The organism is Vibrio bathopelagicus (assembly GCF_014879975.1).
Lineage (GTDB): Bacteria > Pseudomonadota > Gammaproteobacteria > Enterobacterales > Vibrionaceae > Vibrio > Vibrio bathopelagicus.
Genome location: NZ_CP062500.1, coordinates 340,977 through 361,390, shown reverse-complemented (window position 1 = coordinate 361,390; position 20,414 = coordinate 340,977). Strand labels below are relative to the sequence as shown.

Here is a 20,414-nt window from a genome sequence, read left to right as displayed (position 1 = left end):
AAATAAAAAAAACCCAGCATTTCTGCTGGGTTAGAGTGTATTACGTTACAAGTCTACCGTTTTTATTTACAGTATTAACTTATACGTTTCCTAAAATGGGATGTCATCATCAAAATCCATTGGCGGCTCATTATATTGAGGTTGAGCCTGCTGTGGAGCTTGTTGTTGAGGTGCTTTTTGCTGCTGTTGAGCTGGAGCACTGTATTGTTGCTGCTGTTGTTGTGGCTGCTGTGGCTGACCCCAACCACCTTGCTGTTGGTTGTTCCCCATACCACCTTGAGCAGGAGCACCACCTTGAGCACGGCCACCAAGCATTTGCATTACACCGTTGAAGCCTTGAACAACCACTTCTGTTGTGTAACGGTCTTGACCGCTTTGATCTTGCCATTTACGAGTTTGAAGTTGACCTTCAATGTAAACTTGAGAACCTTTACGTAGGTACTCACCAGCAACTTCCGCCAACTTGCCAAACAGAGCAACACGGTGCCATTCTGTTTTTTCACGCTGTTCACCAGTTGCTTTGTCACGCCATGACTCTGACGTTGCAATGGTAATGTTCGCTACTGCGCCGCCATTTGGCATGTAACGAATTTCAGGGTCATTACCTAGGTTACCCACTAATATAACTTTGTTAACTCCACGGCTAGCCATGATTTGCTCCGTCTAAATTCATAGTCTCAGAAAATTTTAGCGCACAAGAATAGCATGCTTTTCTGCAGTGATAAATCGCATTCCTATTCTCACCTCACTACAAAGAATAAAAACGTAACAAATCATGATATTCAGATCGATGTTGCTTTTTTCTCCACTTACAAACCTCTCATTTACTTTCCAAGTTGATATTCAACGCAAGTCACAAGAAACGCTCTAGAGAAGCGAAAGCATGCATGACAACGTGAAATCTAATCCCAGTTCAACAAGGAGTTTCAATGAGAAAATCTCGCTATGCTCGCACTTTGCATTTTATTTGCGTCGATCCGAGTAACACCTATTTGCATGTTAAAGAGATAGAAAAGTTTTTATCTCTAACCCTTTTCAAGATGACACCAGATGATCTGATGTTATTTGACCGAAAGCAGAGCAACAGAATTTTACTGGTTGATTACAAAGAGGTACCTCAATTAACGAACCTTCATCCAAATCTACCCGTGATGTGGAAAAATCATGAGATCATTCTATTCAACGTCCCTAATGCACTCCCTACATCGGAGTTGATTACGTTTGGCGTATTAAAAGGTCTGTTTTACAACACTGAAGAGAAGGCCAAAATAGCGAAGGGACTTGAAGAGGTGATCAATGGAGACAATTGGCTACCTAGAAAAGTGGCAAGCCAATTGTTGTTCTACTATCGAAACATCGTGAGCACCAATACAACCCCCACCAATGTCGACCTAACCATTAGAGAGCTGCAAGTCATTCGCTGCCTTCAATCAGGTTCATCAAACACCCAGATAGCCGATGACTTGTTTATTAGTGAATTCACCGTCAAATCTCATCTTTATCAAATATTCCGTAAGTTGGCCGTTAAAAATAGAGTCCAAGCCATTGCATGGGCAAACCAGAATCTGCTTGCATAATTGATCGGCCTCTTAAACTGACGATAATTTTGAGGAAAACTCTAGTGAACCATACGGATTGTTGCTGAATTTTTGACATTACTTATGCTAGAGTTGCCCTCAGAAATATCAACCACCCAGGTTGAATCCATAATTATTATAGATAAAGGGTCTTATCATGATCAAAAAGTGCCTTTTCCCGGCAGCTGGCTACGGTACTCGCTTTTTACCCGCAACCAAGTCAATGCCGAAAGAAATGATGCCCGTTGTAAACAAACCTCTAATTGAATACGGCGTTGAAGAAGCAATTGAAGCCGGCATGGATGGAATGTGCATTGTGACTGGCCGTGGTAAACATTCATTGATGGACCACTTTGATAAGAACTACGAGCTTGAGCACCAGATCAGCGGCACCAATAAAGAAGATTTGCTGATCAATATTCGTGAGACGATCGAAGCAGCAAACTTCACCTACATTCGTCAACGCGAAATGAAAGGTCTAGGTCATGCTATCTTGACTGGTCGTGAGCTTGTGGGTGATGAACCATTCGCCGTTGTGCTTGCTGATGACCTTTGTGTGAACGAACAACAAGGCGTACTGGCTCAAATGGTTGCGCTATACAAACAGTTCCGTTGCTCAATCGTTGCAGTACAAGAAGTGCCTGAAAATGAAACTCACAAATACGGTGTTATCTCTGGCGAGATGATCAAAGATGATCTTTTCCGTGTCGATGACATGGTAGAAAAGCCAGAACCAGGTACTGCTCCCAGCAACCTAGCGATCATTGGCCGCTACATTCTGACTCCAGATATCTTTGAGCTTATCGAGCAGACTGAACCAGGTAAAGGCGGTGAAATCCAGATCACTGATGCATTGCTAAAACAAGCAAAAGCAGGCTGTGTATTGGCTTACAAATTTAAAGGCCAACGTTTTGACTGCGGTAGTGTTGAAGGCTATATCGAAGCAACAAATTACTGCTTTGAAAACCTATACAAAAAAGACCAGCAACAAATCGAGCTAGGTAAGCACTCAACAACAAAAGAAGCTTAATTGCTAATTTTGACTTACTCACTGTTTAGCTATTTAATTATTCAGTTATTTACTGAATAGCAATTGGTTAACAGCATATTAAATGACTCCAAGGGTGACTCAAAAGAGTCACCTTTTTTATTACTGTTTTTTTATCCAGTAAAACTTTGCACAAATCTCACTCTATGTAATACTTTAGCCACTTAAAATTACATGGTCTGTTGAGATGGATAAAATAGAAATTAGAGGCGCTCGTACGCATAACCTCAAAGACATTAACCTAACCATACCTCGTGATAAGCTGACGGTTATCACTGGATTATCAGGTTCAGGAAAGTCGTCACTTGCGTTTGATACTCTCTACGCAGAAGGTCAACGTCGTTATGTTGAGTCTTTGTCGGCTTACGCTCGTCAATTTCTATCTCTTATGGAAAAACCCGATGTCGACCACATCGAAGGTTTATCTCCTGCCATCTCTATAGAACAAAAATCGACCTCTCATAACCCCCGTTCAACTGTTGGTACTATCACTGAAGTCTATGATTATCTAAGGCTACTTTATGCTCGTGTCGGCGAACCACGATGTCCTGATCACAATACCCCTCTTGCAGCACAAACCATCAGCCAAATGGTCGATAAAGTCTTAGAGCTACCTGCAGGTTCAAAGATGATGCTGCTGGCTCCAATAGTCAAAGAACGTAAAGGTGAGCATGTTAAAACGCTTGAGAACCTAGCCGCTCAAGGCTTTATCCGTGCTCGTATTGATGGCGAAACCTGTGATTTATCCGATCCACCCACATTGGAACTGCACAAGAAGCACACCATCGAAGTTGTCGTTGATCGCTTTAAGGTTCGACCGGATCTTCAACAGCGTTTAGCTGAATCATTTGAGACAACATTAGAGCTCTCTGGTGGCATCGCTGTAGTTGGTTGGATGGATGATAAAGAACAAGAAGAGATCGTATTCTCTGCAAACTTCGCTTGTCCTAAATGTGGCTATAGTATGCAGGAGCTTGAGCCTCGTCTGTTCTCATTTAATAACCCGGCAGGTGCTTGTGGTACGTGTGATGGCCTTGGGGTTCAACAATATTTTGACCCAAGCCGAGTGATTTCAGATGAGAACCTAAGTATTGCTGAAGGTGCGATTAAAGGCTGGGATCAGAAGAATTATTACTATTTTCAGATGCTAACATCGCTATCAGACCATTATGGTTTTGACCTTTATACGCCATTTAATTCTCTGCCAAAGAAAACTCAAGAGATCATCCTCAAGGGTTCAGGACGCACTGAAGTAGAATTCAAGTACATCAATGATCGTGGTGATATCCGCGTCAAGCGTCACCCATTTGAAGGCATTTTAAATACGTTAGAACGCCGTTACCGCGATACTGAATCTAGTGCGGTGCGTGAAGATCTTGCCAAGTACATCTCAACGAAATCGTGTTCTAGCTGTGATGGCACGCGTTTAAGATTAGAAGCTCGAAATGTCTTCATTGGCGATACCACACTGCCAGAAATAGTTCAGCTCAGTATTGCTGATGCATTAGAGTTTTTCCAAAACTTGTCGCTCAGCGGCCAGCGTGGACAAATTGCAGATAAAGTGATGAAAGAGATCAATGATCGTCTGCATTTCTTGGTGAACGTTGGTTTGAATTACCTGAACCTATCACGCAGTGCAGAAACGCTGTCTGGTGGTGAAGCGCAAAGGATTCGTCTAGCAAGTCAAATTGGTGCTGGTTTAGTTGGTGTTATGTATGTACTGGATGAACCATCAATTGGCCTCCACCAGCGTGATAATGAACGTCTACTACAAACCTTGGTTCACCTAAGAGACTTAGGAAATACCGTGCTTGTTGTTGAGCATGACGAAGATGCGATTCGTTGCGCTGACCATGTTATCGATATCGGCCCAGGCGCGGGGGTTCATGGTGGACACGTGGTTGCAGAAGGTACCATGCAAGACATCATCGAAAACCCGAACTCTTTGACAGGGCAATACCTGAGTGGCGCCAAAGAAATTGCGATACCAAAGCAAAGAACGCCTATCGACAAGAAAAAGGTCGTCGAGATCGTTGGCGCGACTGGGAACAACCTAAAAAATGTCACCGCGACGATCCCTGTAGGCTTGTTCAGCTGTATTACGGGTGTATCGGGGTCAGGTAAGTCGACACTAATTAATGACACCTTCTTTAAAGTCGCCCACACCCAATTAAACGGTGCAACAACTGCAGTTCCGGCGCAGCACAAAAAGATAAAAGGCTTAGAGCATTTCGACAAAGTGATCGATATTGACCAAAGCCCTATCGGTCGCACACCAAGATCAAACCCTGCAACTTACACTGGTATTTTCACTCCAATTCGAGAGTTATTTGCAGGTACACAAGAATCACGATCTCGTGGCTACAAACCAGGTCGATTCAGTTTTAACGTTCGTGGTGGTCGCTGTGAAGCGTGTCAGGGAGACGGTGTCATCAAAGTAGAGATGCATTTCTTGCCAGATGTGTATGTACCGTGTGATGTATGTAAAGGTAAGCGTTATAACCGTGAAACTCTAGAGGTCCGCTACAAGGGTAAAACCATTGACGAAGTTCTAGAGATGACTGTGGAAGATGCTCGTGAATACTTCAACCCAGTGCCTGTTATCGCTCGAAAACTACAAACCCTAATGGACGTGGGCCTTTCCTACATTCGCCTCGGGCAAGCTGCAACAACCTTGTCTGGCGGTGAAGCGCAGCGTGTTAAATTAGCGCGTGAACTGTCTAAAAGAGACACGGGGAAAACCTTATACATTCTCGATGAGCCAACAACAGGCCTCCATTTCCACGATATACAGCAGCTATTAACGGTACTACATAGATTGCGTGATCACGGCAATACGGTAGTGGTGATTGAACACAACCTAGATGTCGTCAAAACGGCAGACTGGATCCTAGATCTTGGTCCTGAAGGTGGCCAAGGAGGCGGTGAAATTGTTGCAGAAGGTACACCTGAAGATGTGGCGTTAGTCGAAGGTTCGCACACTGCTCGCTTCCTTAAGCCTATGTTAAATTTGAACTAGGTGTAAAATAGCTCCCTGCGAGCAGACAGAAAAATGTTAAAGTAACAGAGCTTGTTTCAGAAGGAACAAGCTCTGTTTTTATAAGGTTAGGGATTTATGGCAACAATACACACTAGCGGTACCCAGCTAGAAAATCAGAGAACTCAGCTCCCGCTTAACAAGGCATTTCTTGCCTCTTTAGCTGTTGTATTCTTATTAGCCATGCATTTTTTCATGCCTAATCCTGGCGGCTCAGGCCTTGCTTTATCCTTTAATCCAACCACTTGGTTAGCTCTTAGCTTTACGTTGGCGATTGGCTTCTACCAACTTGCCACTAACCGAGTACTCAAATATTCCAAGCTAACCGTTGGCTTGATGATAAGTTGCGTGATACTGACGCTGCCCATTCTTTACAGCAACGCCTCTCCTCAAGCCGCATCAAGTCGACTACTTGGATTGTGGACAGGCTTCGCTTTATTCGTGGTGCTTCAACAATTTAAATTCAGTAACAAACACAAACAACGCATGTTGTGGTTCATTGTTCTTGCTGTAGTTATACAAGCACTTTTTGGCTATGTGCAATATTTCTTACTGGAACCTGGCAACCTATTTGGTTACAACACTGCGGCCAATAGACCTTATGGGATATTCCAACAACCGAATGTTATGGCCAGCTTTTTAGCTACAGGTTTTGTGCTTTCAGCTTATCTTCTAGCAAGACAGCCAGCTAAATATAATCACAAAATTAGCGAGTCGTTCTTACTATACCTAACACCAACCTTAACCGTACCTTTGCTGATCATCATCGCATCACGTACCGGATGGTTGGCTGCCGTAATCGGGTTTGTCTGCATTCTGCCTTACCTATACAAGTTCTCTACTAAGAAACGCTTCTACGGGTGGTGTGCATCAGTACTGGTCGGTATCGTCGTCGCTTTTTCGGTAATCAGTCTCAGTACAACTGATAGCCTCGCAAGTAAAAGGGCTAACTTAGAAAGCCCACGAGCTTATACCTTTCCACAAGCGCTCGATATGATGATCGAAAAGCCTTTTACAGGTTATGGCTATGGAAAGTTTGAATCCGAATACACGCTATACACAGCTCGCCAGCATCAACTTAACTCAAATTATCATCCCGGCCTTCCTTCAATGGATCACCCGCACAATGAGTTCCTGTTTTGGGGAGTAGAAGGGGGAATTGTACCAATCATCGGTATCTTGCTTGCTGCAGTGTTGGTGATGTCACGCATAGCAAGCTCAGCGAAAGGAACACGTCTAGCACTACTTGCGCTATTCATACCGATACTCTTACATTCTCAGCTTGAGTATCCTTTTTACCACTCGGCGATTCACTGGATAACCTTTATCATTTTGATTTACTGGGTCGATCAACGGGCTTCTCGCCACTATCAGCAGCCGTTTAGTATCGTCAGTAAAACCCTATTCAGAGTATCGAGCTTAGTCGTTCCTATCTTGGTGAGCTTTTACATGCTGAGTGCCTTACACACCAATTATGTACTCACTAAATTTGAAATGTCTAAACCGAAAAACCCGGACATTCTTAAGCAGGTAACGAACCCCGTAGTATGGAAAGATCGCTATGATTGGGACGTGTACAGTACCTATCTAAATATCGGCCTCTACAAAGCTGATCCTAGCCTGATCCAGCCTTATATAGATTGGTCGTTAGAGATCATAAAGAGTAAGCCAAGGCCTGCTTTCTACAGCAACCTAATTCTCGCGTATCAAGGGTTGGGCGATCACAGCAAGGCAGAACAAATTCGTAGTGAAGCGAGCTTCTTGTTCCCAAATCGAGACTTTTCCAAGGTTCAGTATAAGAAGATATCAGAAGCAGAAAACAATATCTCTTCTGCTAAATGACGCCTAGGGGTCTAGTATTCATTCACTATATTGACATAACCTAGATACAAAAAAGCGCACGATCTATCGTGCGCTTTTCTTTTTAAACTTCAGTTTGTTACCGTTATTTTAAAACGTCTTGTAACGCTTTTAAGCACAAAGCGACATTCTCTTTTCGAGCGCCATAACCCATTAAACCAATACGCCAAGCCTTCCCAGCTAAAGAGCCAAGGCCTGCACCGATTTCAAGGTTATACTCTTCTAACAACTGCGTTCTTATTTTGGCTTCGTCAATCCCTTCAGGGAAGTAAAGTGCATTCAATTGAGGTAAGCGACTCTCTTGATCAACCACAAACTTTAATCCCAAAGCTTCTACGCCAGCTTTAAGTTCTTGGTGCATCGCATAGTGACGTGACCAAGCGTTGTCTAAACCTTCATTTTTCAATAGAACCAACGACTCATGCAGAGCATATAAGCTGTTCACGGGTGCCGTGTGGTGGTAGCTACGCTTACCTTCTCCACTCCAATAACCTAATACTAAACTTTGATCTAGGAACCAGCTTTGCACTGGCGCTTGGCGGGCTTTCATTTTATCAACAGCACGCTGAGAAAAAGTCACCGGAGATAGTCCTGGTACACAAGACAGACACTTTTGGCTTCCAGAATAAACTGCATCAAGCTGCCACTCATCAACCAGTAATGGCACACCACCTAGTGACGTCACTGCATCAACAATCGTTAACGCATCAAACTGACGAGCGATAGCTGAGATAGCTTGAGCATCCGATAACGCTCCAGTAGACGTTTCTGCATGCACAAATGCAACAGCAACAGCATCGGGATTTTCTGCCAATGCTTGTTCTACCTTTTCAACGGAAACGGGTTTGCCCCACTCGTCGTCAACAAGGATGGCTTCGCCACCACAACGCACAACATTCTCTCGCATACGCTCACCGAAGACACCGTTACGACAAACGATCACCTTTTCACCAGGCTCAATCAAGTTAACAAAACAGGTTTCCATACCCGCGCTGCCCGGTGCAGAAACGGCAATCGTAAATTCGTTTTCAGTCTGAAAAGCGTATTTAAGAAGCTGTTTAAGCTCATCCATCATCGCAATAAACAGTGGATCTAGGTGACCGATGGTTGGACGGCTTAAAGCCTGTAGCACTTGAGGCGAGATATCAGAAGGACCTGGTCCCATTAACGTTCGGTGCGGCGGATAAAAGCTATCGATAGCAGTAGTGAGTGTTAAATTAGACATGTACATCCCTTACGTTAATGTTGTGAACAATCCACCCTAAAGCAAATTGATTACCTCAGCAATTAGCCATAAGTATTGAGGTCAAACCACTGTCACATAATTGTTAAAATTATTTTTCAATTATCTCAAGTTACGGATTGACATTGTTATCACAAACACGTTCAATGAAATGGCTATCTAGCAGAAGAGGAGCACTGCCCAGGCAGGTGTTTTGTGGAGCCGCATTTCCAATACAAAACATTTATGGGGAGCAGTGCCGAGATAATAAAAGGATGCAGGACCTTTATTATCGGTTGAGCGGGCTGAATCCCGTCAACTGTCGCCATTTCTATATGGTGAAGAGCTTCTGAGGTTACTATTCTAATAATTCCTCTCTTTTTGCTCTAAAACTCTCTTCGAAAAACATCGGACGTTGGATTACCCAACCGTAATTTTATTTTAGGAAGTCGTGGGAGATATATCGTGAGTGCATCTAATGTAGCTGGTTCTTTTAATGTCGCTAAGTTTGGTGGAACAAGTGTTGCCAACTTTGAAGCAATGAGCCGTTGTGCTGCCATTATTGAAAACAACTCAAATACGAAACTGGTCGTGAGTAGTGCATGTTCTGGCGTCACTAACTTGCTAGTTGAACTGGCGAATGGTGTTCAAGACAAAGCTCGTCGTCAGGAACTAGTGACACAGTTGACGGACATTCATAATACGATTCTTGCTCAGTTAGCCGATCCGAACAGTATCGAGAAAGAGGTTCATAGCATTCTCGATGATATTGCGAGTGCAGCCGAAGCAGCATCATTCCAAGTCAGCACAAAGCTGACTGACCACCTTGTCGCATGTGGCGAATTGATGTCGACACATATCCTCGCTCAGATCATACGTGAGCGTGGCACACCAGCAGTTCGTTTTGATATCAGAGAAGTAATGCGCACCAATGATGACTTCGGTAAGGCAGAACCACAACTGGAAGATATTGCAGCTTTAGCAAAACAGAAGCTAATTCCACTTTGCCAACAACAAGTTGTCGTTACCCAAGGTTTTATCGGTGCTGATAGCGAAGGCAACACCACAACGTTAGGCCGCGGTGGCAGTGATTATTCAGCAGCACTGATTGCCGAATCGGTACAGGCGATTGGTTTAGAGATCTGGACGGATGTTCCGGGTATCTACACTACCGACCCTCGTGTTGCACCTAAGGCCTCCCCTATCCCAGAGATCAGCTTTAGTGAAGCATCGGAAATGGCAAATTTTGGTGCGAAGATCTTGCACCCATCGACTTTGGTTCCTGCACTACGCCATCAAATCCCTGTCTTTGTCGGCTCATCAAAAGCACCAGAGCTAGGTGGAACATGGATTCGTCAACAAGTTGAAAGCTCTCCTCTGTTCAGAGCGCTTGCCCTGCGCTGCAACCAAACCATGGTTACGCTACGCAGTGCCAATATGTTCCATGCTTATGGCTTCTTAGCTAAGGTATTTGAGATCCTTGCTAAACATAAGATCTCTGTGGATCTTATCACTACCTCAGAGATCAGTGTGTCACTCACTCTCGATCAAACCGATACATCAGGTGGTGCTCCTCAGTTACCAGAAGCCGCTCGAATTGAGCTTGAAGAGCTGTGTTCTGTAGATATTGAACACGACCTATGCCTTGTTGCTCTTATTGGCAACAACATGAGTGAAAGCAAAGGCTATGCGAAGCAGGTGTTCGGCACTCTTGAAGACTTCAACCTACGTATGATTTGTTACGGAGCAAGTCCACACAACCTATGCTTCTTGCTAAATGAATCAGTATCCAAGTTGGCAATTCAAAAACTTCACCAAGAATTATTCGAATAAACGAGTAGCCACTCGTTTGAGCGTATAAACAACGAATTTCAAATACAAAAAGGGTTGCTCTTAAGCAACCCTTTTCTCGTGATGAAACAATCATTAGTTAATGTTTGGTCCTAACCACTTCTCAGCTTCCAACATATCCCAACCTTTACGATCAGCATAGCTGTCCACTTGATCCTGTTGAATCTGTGCAATCGCAAAGTATCTAGCGTCAGGGTGTGAGAAATACATACCAGACACTGAAGCTCCTGGCCACATCGCGTAGCTCGTAGTTAGTGACATGTCGATCGCTTTTTCAACGTCCATCAACTCCCACAACGTACCTTTTTCAGTATGTTCAGGACAGGCTGGGTAACCCGGAGCAGGACGAATACCTTGGTACTTCTCTCGAATCAAATCGTCATTAGACAAATCCTCATCCGGCGAATAGCCCCAAATGTCCTTTCTCACTTCTTTATGCAGGTATTCAGCGAACGCTTCAGCTAATCGGTCAGCAACGGCCTGAATCATGATAGCGTTATAGTCATCACCATTAGCTTTGTATTCATCAGCAAGCTCTCGCTCGCCAATACCACCAGTCACCGCAAAGCCACCAATCCAGTCCGCTTTACCGCTAGCTTTCGGCGCAATGTAATCTGACAAACAGTAGTTAAAACCTTTTGGCTTCTCGGTTTGCTGACGAAGATTATGCAGAACCTTCAGCACCTCGGTACGTGACTCATCAGTATAAACTTCAATATCATCGCCAACACTGTTTGCAGGGAACATGGCACACATACCACGAGCTTCAAGCAATTTCTCTCTCTCTACACGGTCGAGTAAATCGTTAGCATCCTTGAATAGGCGTTTCGCTTCATCACCCACCTCTTCATGATTGAGAATTGCTGGGTACTTTCCGACTAATGACCATGTCATAAAGAACGGAGTCCAGTCGATATAGTTACGTAAAGTCGCTACATCGAAGTTATTGAAGATGTGCACTCCAGGTTTAGCCGGTGCCGGTGGAGTATAAGCATCCCAATCTATAGCAACTTTATTAGCTCGAGCTCGCTCAAGCGTAACTGGCTTAGTACGCGGTTTTTTACGATTGTGCTGATCTCGAACGCGATCGTAATCAATATCCAACTTCTCAACAAATGCTGGTTTCAATTCATTAGATAGCAATGAAGTACACACACCTACAGCACGAGAGGCATTGTTTACATAGACAACAGGCTCAGAGTAATTCTGTTCAATCTTAACCGCTGTATGAGCTTTAGAAGTCGTTGCACCACCGATCAGAAGAGGCAATTTAAAGCCTTGTCTCTCCATCTCTTTAGCAACATGCACCATCTCATCCAATGAAGGGGTTATCAAACCCGAAAGACCAATGATATCGACGTTCTCTTCTTTAGCGACCTTTAGAATTTTTTCGCATGAAACCATCACGCCTAAATCGATAATTTCGTAGTTATTGCACTGCAATACAACGCCCACAATGTTTTTACCAATGTCATGAACATCGCCTTTTACAGTCGCAAGTAAGATTTTTCCGTTAGTTGCGCCAACGTCTTTGGTTGCATTAATAAATGGCTCTAGATGGGCTACAGCTTGCTTCATAACACGAGCTGACTTAACAACTTGTGGTAAGAACATCTTGCCCTCGCCAAAGAGGTCTCCGACAACATTCATACCGTCCATCAGAGGCCCTTCGATCACCTCAATAGGACGAGAAGCATTAACACGAGCCTCTTCAGTATCTTCAACGATAAAGTCGGTAATACCCTTCACTAAAGAATGTTCTAAACGTTTTTCTACCGGCCAAGTACGCCACTCTAAAGCAGATTTATCTTCAACCTTTCCAACTGCACGTTCTAGATACTCAGTAGCGATATCTAACAAGCGCTCTGTTGAATCATCTCGACGGTTCAGAACCACATCTTCAACGGCTTCGCGCAAATCCTCAGGAACATTATCGTAAATTTCTAATTGCCCTGCATTTACGATCCCCATATCCATACCGTTTTTAAAACAGTGATATAGGAATACTGCGTGGATTGCTTCACGAACGTAGTTATTACCTCGGAACGAGAACGAAACATTAGACACACCACCCGAGATCATTGCATGAGGTAAGTCTCGTTTGATATCCCCTACCGCTTCAATAAAATCAACCGCGTAGTTGTTATGCTCATCAATACCAGTCGCAACTGCAAAAATGTTTGGATCGAAAATAATATCTTCAGGTGGGAAACCGACTTCATCAACAAGAATGTTGTAGGCATTAGTACAGATCTCGACCTTGCGCTCTCGAGTATCAGCTTGGCCGACTTCATCGAATGCCATCACGATTACTGCTGCACCATATCGGCGAACCAGTTTCGCTTGTTCGACAAATTTCTCTTTCCCTTCTTTAAGAGAGATTGAGTTAACGATGCCTTTACCCTGAATACATTTCAGACCAGCTTCAATAACTTCCCATTTCGAAGAGTCGACCATTACCGGTACTTTCGATATCTCTGGTTCAGAAGCACATAGATTTAGGAATTTAACCATACACGCCTCAGCGTCTAGCATCCCTTCGTCCATGTTAATATCGATGATTTGAGCGCCGTTTTCTACTTGTTCTCGAGCGACACTCAACGCTTCATCGTATAGTTCTTCTTTAATCAGACGCTTAAAGCGAGCAGAGCCGGTAACATTGGTACGCTCACCCACGTTCACGAACAGAGATTCTTTGGCAATAGTCAAAGGCTCTAGTCCAGAAAGACGACAAGAGACTGGCAAATCTGGTAATTGACGTGGAGTTACGCCTTCAACGGCCTCAGCCATCTGACGTATATGCTCTGGAGTCGTACCACAGCAACCGCCAATTAAGTTCAAGAAACCACTTTCAGCCCATTCCTTAACATGTTCTGCCATGTCTTCAGGAGAAAGGTCATACTCACCAAACGCGTTAGGTAAACCCGCGTTTGGGTGAGCAGACACATTACATTCGGAGATACGAGACATCTCACCGACATATTCGCGCAGTTCATCTGGGCCTAATGCACAGTTCAAACCGAATGAGATTGGTTTTACATGACGAAGGGCGTTATAGAATGCTTCCGTCGTTTGTCCGGAAAGCGTTCGACCAGATGCATCGGTGATAGTACCGGAGATCATCACAGGAAGCGTGATACCCATTTCTTCAAAGACTGATTCAACAGCAAAAGAGCATGCCTTCGCGTTGAGTGTATCGAAGATAGTCTCGATAAGAATAAGGTCTGACCCGCCTTTGATAAGAGCACGAGTCGACTCAGAATAAGCCACAACAAGTTCATCAAAGCTAACATTACGATAGCCCGGATCATTAACATCTGGGGAGAGAGAACAAGTTCGGTTAGTTGGACCTAAAACACCCGCCACAAAACGAGGTTTCTCAGGGGTCTTCGCTGTCCATTCATCTGCCGCTTCACGAGCCAGTTTAGCAGCAGCATAGTTAATTTCTTCGCTAAGGCTTTCCATATCATAGTCGGCCATAGCAATGGTTGTTGCATTAAAGGTATTGGTTTCGAGGATATCTGCACCCGCTTCCAAATACTCCGTGTGGATACCTTTGATAAGCTTGGGCTGTGTAAGTACCAAAAGGTCATTGTTACCTTTCAAGTCACTATGCCAATCAGCAAAGCGCTCACCACGATAGTCCTGCTCTTCCAATTTATAATCCTGAATCATGGTGCCCATGCCACCATCAATCAGTAAAATTCGTTGCTTTAACAGAGCCTCAATCTTTTGCCTTACATTACTTCCCACGGTACAGCCTCATTCCTTTAATTATACCTCCATCCTATCACACATTAAAAAGGAGTCTAGACGTCTAAAAAAGGAAATTGATTACTAAGCTATGACAAAAAGTGTTTGCTATTTAAGCATGAGACAACGAAAATTAATTTTCATACTTTGTTACATATTGGAATCCCAATGTCGGTCTATTACACCTTATGCTTCTTGTCCGCTGCAGCCATGCTTATTGCTTTCGTGAATACCAAAATTGGTAAAATGCAGACAACCATCGCCATTACAGCTGGCTCAATGATGTTATCTCTACTGATTATCATTGCGGGACAAAACAATTGGTTTCAATTGGCTGACATCGCCTCAGAAACCGTTGCCAGTATCAACTTTGAAGATTTCCTCCTGAAAGGAATACTGGGATTCTTACTCTTTGCAGGTGGTTTGGGGATTAAGTTACCTAATCTAAAAGATCAGAAATGGGAAATAACAGTACTAGCTCTTGGCGCTACACTGTTTTCGACATTCTTTATTGGCTTTGTACTGTATGGGTTCTGTCAGTTTATCGGCATTCAATTTGACCTAATTTATTGCTTACTTTTTGGCTCTCTAATATCTCCAACCGACCCAATAGCTGTATTAGCAATAGTGAAGAAGCTCGATGCTCCCAGACGAATCTCTACTCAAATCGAGGGGGAATCTCTATTCAACGATGGTTTTGGCCTAGTCATCTTCGTTACGCTATTTACCATTGCGTTCGGTACAGAGGCACCGACTGTAGGTAGCGTGACCATGTTATTCGTCCAAGAGGCTATCGGCGGTATCGTCTATGGCTTCGTTCTAGGCTTAATATTCCATTACCTAATCAGCAACACCGATGACCACTCGATGGAGTTGCTATTAACCATCGGTATTCCGACAGCTGGCTATGCCTTTGCCGAAGTTCTACATGTATCAGGACCGTTAGCGATGGTGGTATCAGGTATTATGATTGGTAACTGGACACGCTTTATTGGGTTCTCGAAAGAAAGTGAAGATCACCTAGACCACTTCTGGGAACTAATAGATGAATTCTTAAATGGCGTATTATTTTTATTGATTGGTATGTCGATGCTACTATTCAAATTCCACCAAGAAGACTGGATCTTAATGGCATTTGCGGTACCTCTAGTATTGAGTGCACGTTACCTAAGTGTTTTCTTGTCTTATATCGGATTTAGACGCTTTAGAACTTACAACCCTTGGTCAATCAAGATCTTAACTTGGGGTGGTTTACGTGGTGGTCTAGCTCTAGCCATGGCACTTTCAATCCCTTCAGGGATCTGGGTAATTGAAGACAAGTCAATCGATGTTAAAGAGATTATCCTTGTCATGACATACGCCGTTGTTGTGTTCTCTATTCTGGTTCAAGGCTCAACAATCACCCCTATGATAGAGAAAGCGAAACAAGCTGAGAAAGAATTGGATTAACACCCGAAAACATAAACGAAGGTCGCTTAGTATAAGCGGCCTTTTTTGTACCTGTTTCCATCGATAAGCACCTTTCTACTCTACAAGTTACTCCCTTTATCTCTGACCACTACTTTAGTCATGATTGTTATCTTCAAGCATGACTCTTTGTCGTATCTAACACTCCTAAACAACCAAACAACCAAACAACCAAACAACCACTGGTTTGAGTACGTTCGAGCGAAGAGAAACACAAAGCGTTTACGGAAATAAAATAAGCAAAGAAACGTAGCGATATTTAGCCCATTAAGCCTAATAGCTGTATTTCTACATGACCTTCTGTTCAAGTTAAATATTGAGATCATAATAAAATGTAGAGAGAGAACCACGATCGAAGAGGAATTCTAATTAGATTCAAAGCTTCGCACACTAATAGTCCTAAAACTGAAACTTTTCCATAAAACAGCTCATGCTGCAGTAAGGAACAGTACTGGTTCTAATCAATTTAGAAGAGGGCAAGATAGAACTTGAGCAATTGACGAGTATGAGTGATGTAAGACTGAAAGAAAACAAAAAGGCTCTAGTCTTTCTACCGGGGCGCGCAGTCTAGAGCCTTAAATATAGAGATTCGACCGAGCTGGCGCGCCAGGGGAGAGCCTAGTTCTTCTCCCAAGATTGCTTCGTAGAAGCAAACAGACGTAAAAAAGCCCCAGCATTTCTGCTGAGGCTTTAAATATGGCAGGGGTGGAGAGATTCGAACTCCCAACACGCGGATTTGGAATCCGCTGCTCTGCCAATTGGAGCTACACCCCTAAAACTTTATCTTACTTCAGATTCGAAAAAACCTCGCACTAGGCGAGGTTATCGAATAAGTGGCGGAGTGGACGGGACTCGAACCCGCGACCCCCGGCGTGACAGGCCGGTATTCTAACCAACTGAACTACCACTCCGCAGTGGTCAACTCACTAAGTGAGCGTCCATATCTCCAGGTCGGTCAACCTAAAGATTTAATTTAAAGCCTGGCGATGTCCTACTCTCACATGGGGAAACCCCACACTACCATCGGCGCTATTGTGTTTCACTTCTGAGTTCGGCATGGAATCAGGTGGGTCCACAATGCTATGGTCGCCAAGCAAATTTTAAAATTCGGAAAGCTATAATCTAAAAGTGTCTCTTCAAACTCATTCAAGGTCTGTCTTTGAGTCCACAAAACCCCTTGGGTGTTGTATGGTTAAGCCTCACGGGCAATTAGTACAGGTTAGCTCAATGCCTCGCAGCACTTACACACCCTGCCTATCAACGTCGTAGTCTACGACAACCCTTTAGGACGCTTATAGCGTCAGGGAAAACTCATCTCAAGGCTCGCTTCCCGCTTAGATGCTTTCAGCGGTTATCGATTCCGAACTTAGCTACCGGGCAATGCCATTGGCATGACAACCCGAACACCAGAGGTTCGTCCACTCCGGTCCTCTCGTACTAGGAGCAGCCCCTTTCAATTTTCCAACGCCCACGGCAGATAGGGACCGAACTGTCTCACGACGTTCTAAACCCAGCTCGCGTACCACTTTAAATGGCGAACAGCCATACCCTTGGGACCGACTTCAGCCCCAGGATGTGATGAGCCGACATCGAGGTGCCAAACACCGCCGTCGATATGAACTCTTGGGCGGTATCAGCCTGTTATCCCCGGAGTACCTTTTATCCGTTGAGCGATGGCCCTTCCATTCAGAACCACCGGATCACTATGACCTGCTTTCGCACCTGCTCGAATTGTCATTCTCGCAGTCAAGCGGGCTTATGCCATTGCACTAACCACACGATGTCCAACCGTGTTTAGCCCACCTTCGTGCTCCTCCGTTACTCTTTGGGAGGAGACCGCCCCAGTCAAACTACCCACCAGGCACTGTCCGTAACCCCGATTCAGGGGCCAACGTTAGAACATCAAAACTACAAGGGTGGTATTTCAAGGACGACTCCACCACATCTAGCGACGCGGTTTCATAGTCTCCCACCTATCCTACACATGTAGGTTCAATGTTCAGTGCCAAGCTGTAGTAAAGGTTCACGGGGTCTTTCCGTCTAGCCGCGGGTACACTGCATCTTCACAGCGATTTCAATTTCACTGAGTCTCGGGTGGAGACAGCGTGGCCATCATTACGCCATTCGTGCAGGTCGGAACTTACCCGACAAGGAATTTCGCTACCTTAGGACCGTTATAGTTACGGCCGCCGTTTACCGGGGCTTCGATCAAGAGCTTCGACCGAAGTCTAACCCCATCAATTAACCTTCCGGCACCGGGCAGGCGTCACACCGTATACGTCATCTTACGATTTTGCACAGTGCTGTGTTTTTAATAAACAGTTGCAGCCACCTGGTATCTGCGACTCTCGTCTGCTCCATCCGCAAGGGACTTCACTGATAAGAGCGTACCTTCTCCCGAAGTTACGGTACCATTTTGCCTAGTTCCTTCACCCGAGTTCTCTCAAGCGCCTTGGTATTCTCTACCCGACCACCTGTGTCGGTTTGGGGTACGATTCCTTACAATCTGAAGCTTAGAGGCTTTTCCTGGAAGCATGGCATCAATGACTTCACTACCGTAGTAGCTCGACATCGTATCTCAGCGTTAAAGAAAGTCCGGATTTACCTAAACTTTCCGCCTACATACTTGAACCTGGACAACCGTCGCCAGGCCCACCTAGCCTTCTCCGTCCCCCCATCGCAATTGTAAGAAGTACGGGAATATTAACCCGTTTCCCATCGACTACGCCTTTCGGCCTCGCCTTAGGAGTCGACTTACCCTGCCCCGATTAACGTTGGACAGGAACCCTTGGTCTTCCGGCGAGGGAGTTTTTCACTCCCTTTATCGTTACTCATGTCAGCATTCGCACTTCTGATACCTCCAGCAGCCCTTACAGACCACCTTCAACGGCTTACAGAACGCTCCCCTACCCCACATACCCTAAGGTACGTAGCCGCAGCTTCGGTGTATAGCTTAGCCCCGTTACATCTTCCGCGCAGGCCGACTCGACCAGTGAGCTATTACGCTTTCTTTAAATGATGGCTGCTTCTAAGCCAACATCCTGGCTGTCTGAGCCTTCCCACATCGTTTCCCACTTAGCTATACTTTGGGACCTTAGCTGGCGGTCTGGGTTGTTTCCCTCTCCACGACGGACGTTAGCACCCGCCGTGTGTCTCCCGGATAGTACTTACTGGTATTCGGAGTTTGCAAAGGGTTGGTAAGTCGGGATGACCCCCTAGCCTTAACAGTGCTCTACCCCCAGTAGTATTCGTCCGAGGCGCTACCTAAATAGCTTTCGGGGAGAACCAGCTATCTCCAGGTTTGATTGGCCTTTCACCCCTAGCCACAAGTCATCCGCTAATTTTTCAACATTAGTCGGTTCGGTCCTCCAGTTGATGTTACTCAACCTTCAACCTGCCCATGGCTAGATCACCTGGTTTCGGGTCTAATCCTAGCAACTGTACGCCCAGTTAAGACTCGGTTTCCCTACGGCTCCCCTAAACGGTTAACCTTGCTACTAAAATTAAGTCGCTGACCCATTATACAAAAGGTACGCAGTCACACCACGAAGGTGCTCCTACTGCTTGTACGTACACGGTTTCAGGTTCTATTTCACTCCCCTCACAGGGGTTCTTTTCGCCTTTCCCTCACGGTACTGGTTCACTATCGGTCAGTCAGTAGTATTTAGCCTTGGAGGATGGTCCCCCCATATTCAGACAGGATATCACGTGTCCCGCCCTACTCGATTTCACTGATTATGATGTGTCGGTTACGGGGCTATCACCCTTTATTGCGAGACTTTCCAGACTCTTCACCTGCATCATTAAAAGCTTAAGGGCTAATCCAATTTCGCTCGCCGCTACTTTCGGAATCTCGGTTGATTTCTCTTCCTCGGGGTACTTAGATGTTTCAGTTCCCCCGGTTTGCCTCCTGTTGCTATGTATTCACAACAGGATACGTGCTTATGCACGTGGGTTTCCCCATTCAGAAATCCCAGACTCAAAAGGTTATTACTACCTAATCTGGGCTTATCGCAAGTTATTACGTCTTTCATCGCCTCTGACTGCCAAGGCATCCACCGTGTACGCTTAGTCACTTAACCATACAACCCGAAAGGGTCTTAGTGTATGGCAACTAACCAAGGTTTTTGGTTGTCATCAAGAAGGGTTAATTCTTGATAACTGTTTGCCGGACTCAATTGTGAATCAAATAAATTTGATTCGAATACAAGACACTTGAATGTGTTTGTTGTGTTTATCTAATGAAAGATAAACATTGAGAACTTTTAAATTTGATTTGAATTACTCGTAAGTAATCAAATCAGTCAGCTTTCCAAATTGTTAAAGAGCTTGATTCATAAATGAACCATTTCTAAATATTTTCAAATAAAAACACTTAAAGATGGTGGAGCTATGCGGGATCGAACCGCAGACCTCCTGCGTGCAAGGCAGGCGCTCTCCCAGCTGAGCTATAGCCCCATCTTTGTTTCTAGTCGATATTGGTGGGTCTGAGTGGACTCGAACCACCGACCTCCCGCTTATCAGGCGAGCGCTCTAACCAGCTGAGCTACAGACCCAATATCGTCTCTTTTACTTTCTAAACCTAATCAATCTGTGTGG

At 44.7% G+C, this 20,414-nt stretch carries 9 protein-coding genes, 4 tRNA genes, 2 rRNA genes and 1 riboswitch; of the genes, 6 read left to right on the top strand and 9 right to left on the bottom strand.

Annotated features, from left to right (window positions below; all coding sequences use genetic code 11):
- Window positions 1-90: 90 nt before the first annotated feature.
- Window positions 91-651 carry a single-stranded DNA-binding protein gene (locus IHV80_RS01735; protein ID WP_192889864.1) on the bottom strand — a complete coding sequence of 187 codons (561 nt, stop codon included), beginning with the start codon at window positions 649-651 and terminating at the stop codon, window positions 91-93.
- Window positions 652-929: 278 nt separating this feature from the next.
- Between IHV80_RS01735 and IHV80_RS01730 the strand changes: the two genes are divergently transcribed.
- The 4 genes from IHV80_RS01730 (at window position 930) to IHV80_RS01715 (ending at window position 7,504) form a co-directional block, all read left to right on the top strand.
- Window positions 930-1,577 (top strand): LuxR C-terminal-related transcriptional regulator, encoded by a 648-nt coding sequence (locus IHV80_RS01730; protein WP_192889863.1) that lies wholly within the window; start codon window positions 930-932, stop codon window positions 1,575-1,577.
- A gap of 157 nt (window positions 1,578-1,734) precedes the next feature.
- Window positions 1,735-2,607, top strand: coding sequence for a UTP--glucose-1-phosphate uridylyltransferase GalU (galU, locus tag IHV80_RS01725; protein ID WP_004735975.1), 873 nt, complete (start codon window positions 1,735-1,737; stop codon window positions 2,605-2,607).
- A 205-nt stretch (window positions 2,608-2,812) separates the two neighbouring features.
- Complete coding sequence (uvrA, locus tag IHV80_RS01720) at window positions 2,813-5,644, top strand: excinuclease ABC subunit UvrA (protein WP_192889862.1); 2,832 nt, start codon at window positions 2,813-2,815, stop codon at window positions 5,642-5,644.
- A gap of 96 nt (window positions 5,645-5,740) precedes the next feature.
- Window positions 5,741-7,504 carry a PglL family O-oligosaccharyltransferase gene (locus IHV80_RS01715; RefSeq protein ID WP_192889861.1) on the top strand — a complete coding sequence of 588 codons (1,764 nt, stop codon included), beginning with the start codon at window positions 5,741-5,743 and terminating at the stop codon, window positions 7,502-7,504.
- Window positions 7,505-7,607: 103 nt separating this feature from the next.
- Here IHV80_RS01715 and IHV80_RS01710 read toward each other — a convergent pair whose 3' ends face one another.
- Window positions 7,608-8,747 (bottom strand): pyridoxal-phosphate-dependent aminotransferase family protein, encoded by a 1,140-nt coding sequence (locus IHV80_RS01710; RefSeq protein WP_192889860.1) that lies wholly within the window; start codon window positions 8,745-8,747, stop codon window positions 7,608-7,610.
- A gap of 176 nt (window positions 8,748-8,923) precedes the next feature.
- A riboswitch (Lysine riboswitch) is annotated at window positions 8,924-9,101 on the top strand.
- Between the two features lie 108 nt (window positions 9,102-9,209).
- Between IHV80_RS01710 and lysC the strand changes: the two genes are divergently transcribed.
- A complete protein-coding gene (gene lysC, locus IHV80_RS01705) occupies window positions 9,210-10,577 on the top strand; it encodes a lysine-sensitive aspartokinase 3 (RefSeq protein ID WP_192889859.1) in 1,368 nt (455 codons plus the stop codon).
- A 93-nt stretch (window positions 10,578-10,670) separates the two neighbouring features.
- Here the strand turns inward: lysC and metH are convergent, their stop codons facing one another.
- Window positions 10,671-14,348: a methionine synthase gene (gene metH, locus IHV80_RS01700; RefSeq protein WP_192889858.1), complete on the bottom strand. Its 3,678-nt coding sequence runs from the start codon at window positions 14,346-14,348 to the stop codon at window positions 10,671-10,673.
- A gap of 168 nt (window positions 14,349-14,516) precedes the next feature.
- Here metH and IHV80_RS01695 point away from each other — a divergent pair, with 168 nt between their 5' ends.
- Window positions 14,517-15,797, top strand: coding sequence for a cation:proton antiporter (locus IHV80_RS01695; RefSeq protein WP_192889857.1), 1,281 nt, complete (start codon window positions 14,517-14,519; stop codon window positions 15,795-15,797).
- Window positions 15,798-16,512: 715 nt separating this feature from the next.
- Here the strand turns inward: IHV80_RS01695 and IHV80_RS01690 are convergent.
- From IHV80_RS01690 to IHV80_RS01665, 6 genes are all read right to left on the bottom strand, one after another.
- Window positions 16,513-16,589, bottom strand: a tRNA-Trp gene (locus tag IHV80_RS01690).
- Between the two features lie 60 nt (window positions 16,590-16,649).
- A tRNA-Asp gene (locus IHV80_RS01685) sits at window positions 16,650-16,726 on the bottom strand.
- Between the two features lie 67 nt (window positions 16,727-16,793).
- Window positions 16,794-16,909 (bottom strand): 5S ribosomal RNA (gene rrf / locus IHV80_RS01680).
- A gap of 94 nt (window positions 16,910-17,003) precedes the next feature.
- A 23S ribosomal RNA gene (locus IHV80_RS01675) occupies window positions 17,004-19,897 on the bottom strand.
- A 300-nt stretch (window positions 19,898-20,197) separates the two neighbouring features.
- Window positions 20,198-20,273, bottom strand: a tRNA-Ala gene (locus tag IHV80_RS01670).
- Between the two features lie 21 nt (window positions 20,274-20,294).
- Window positions 20,295-20,371: transfer RNA gene (locus tag IHV80_RS01665), tRNA-Ile, on the bottom strand.
- Between the last annotated feature and the right edge of the window lie 43 nt (window positions 20,372-20,414).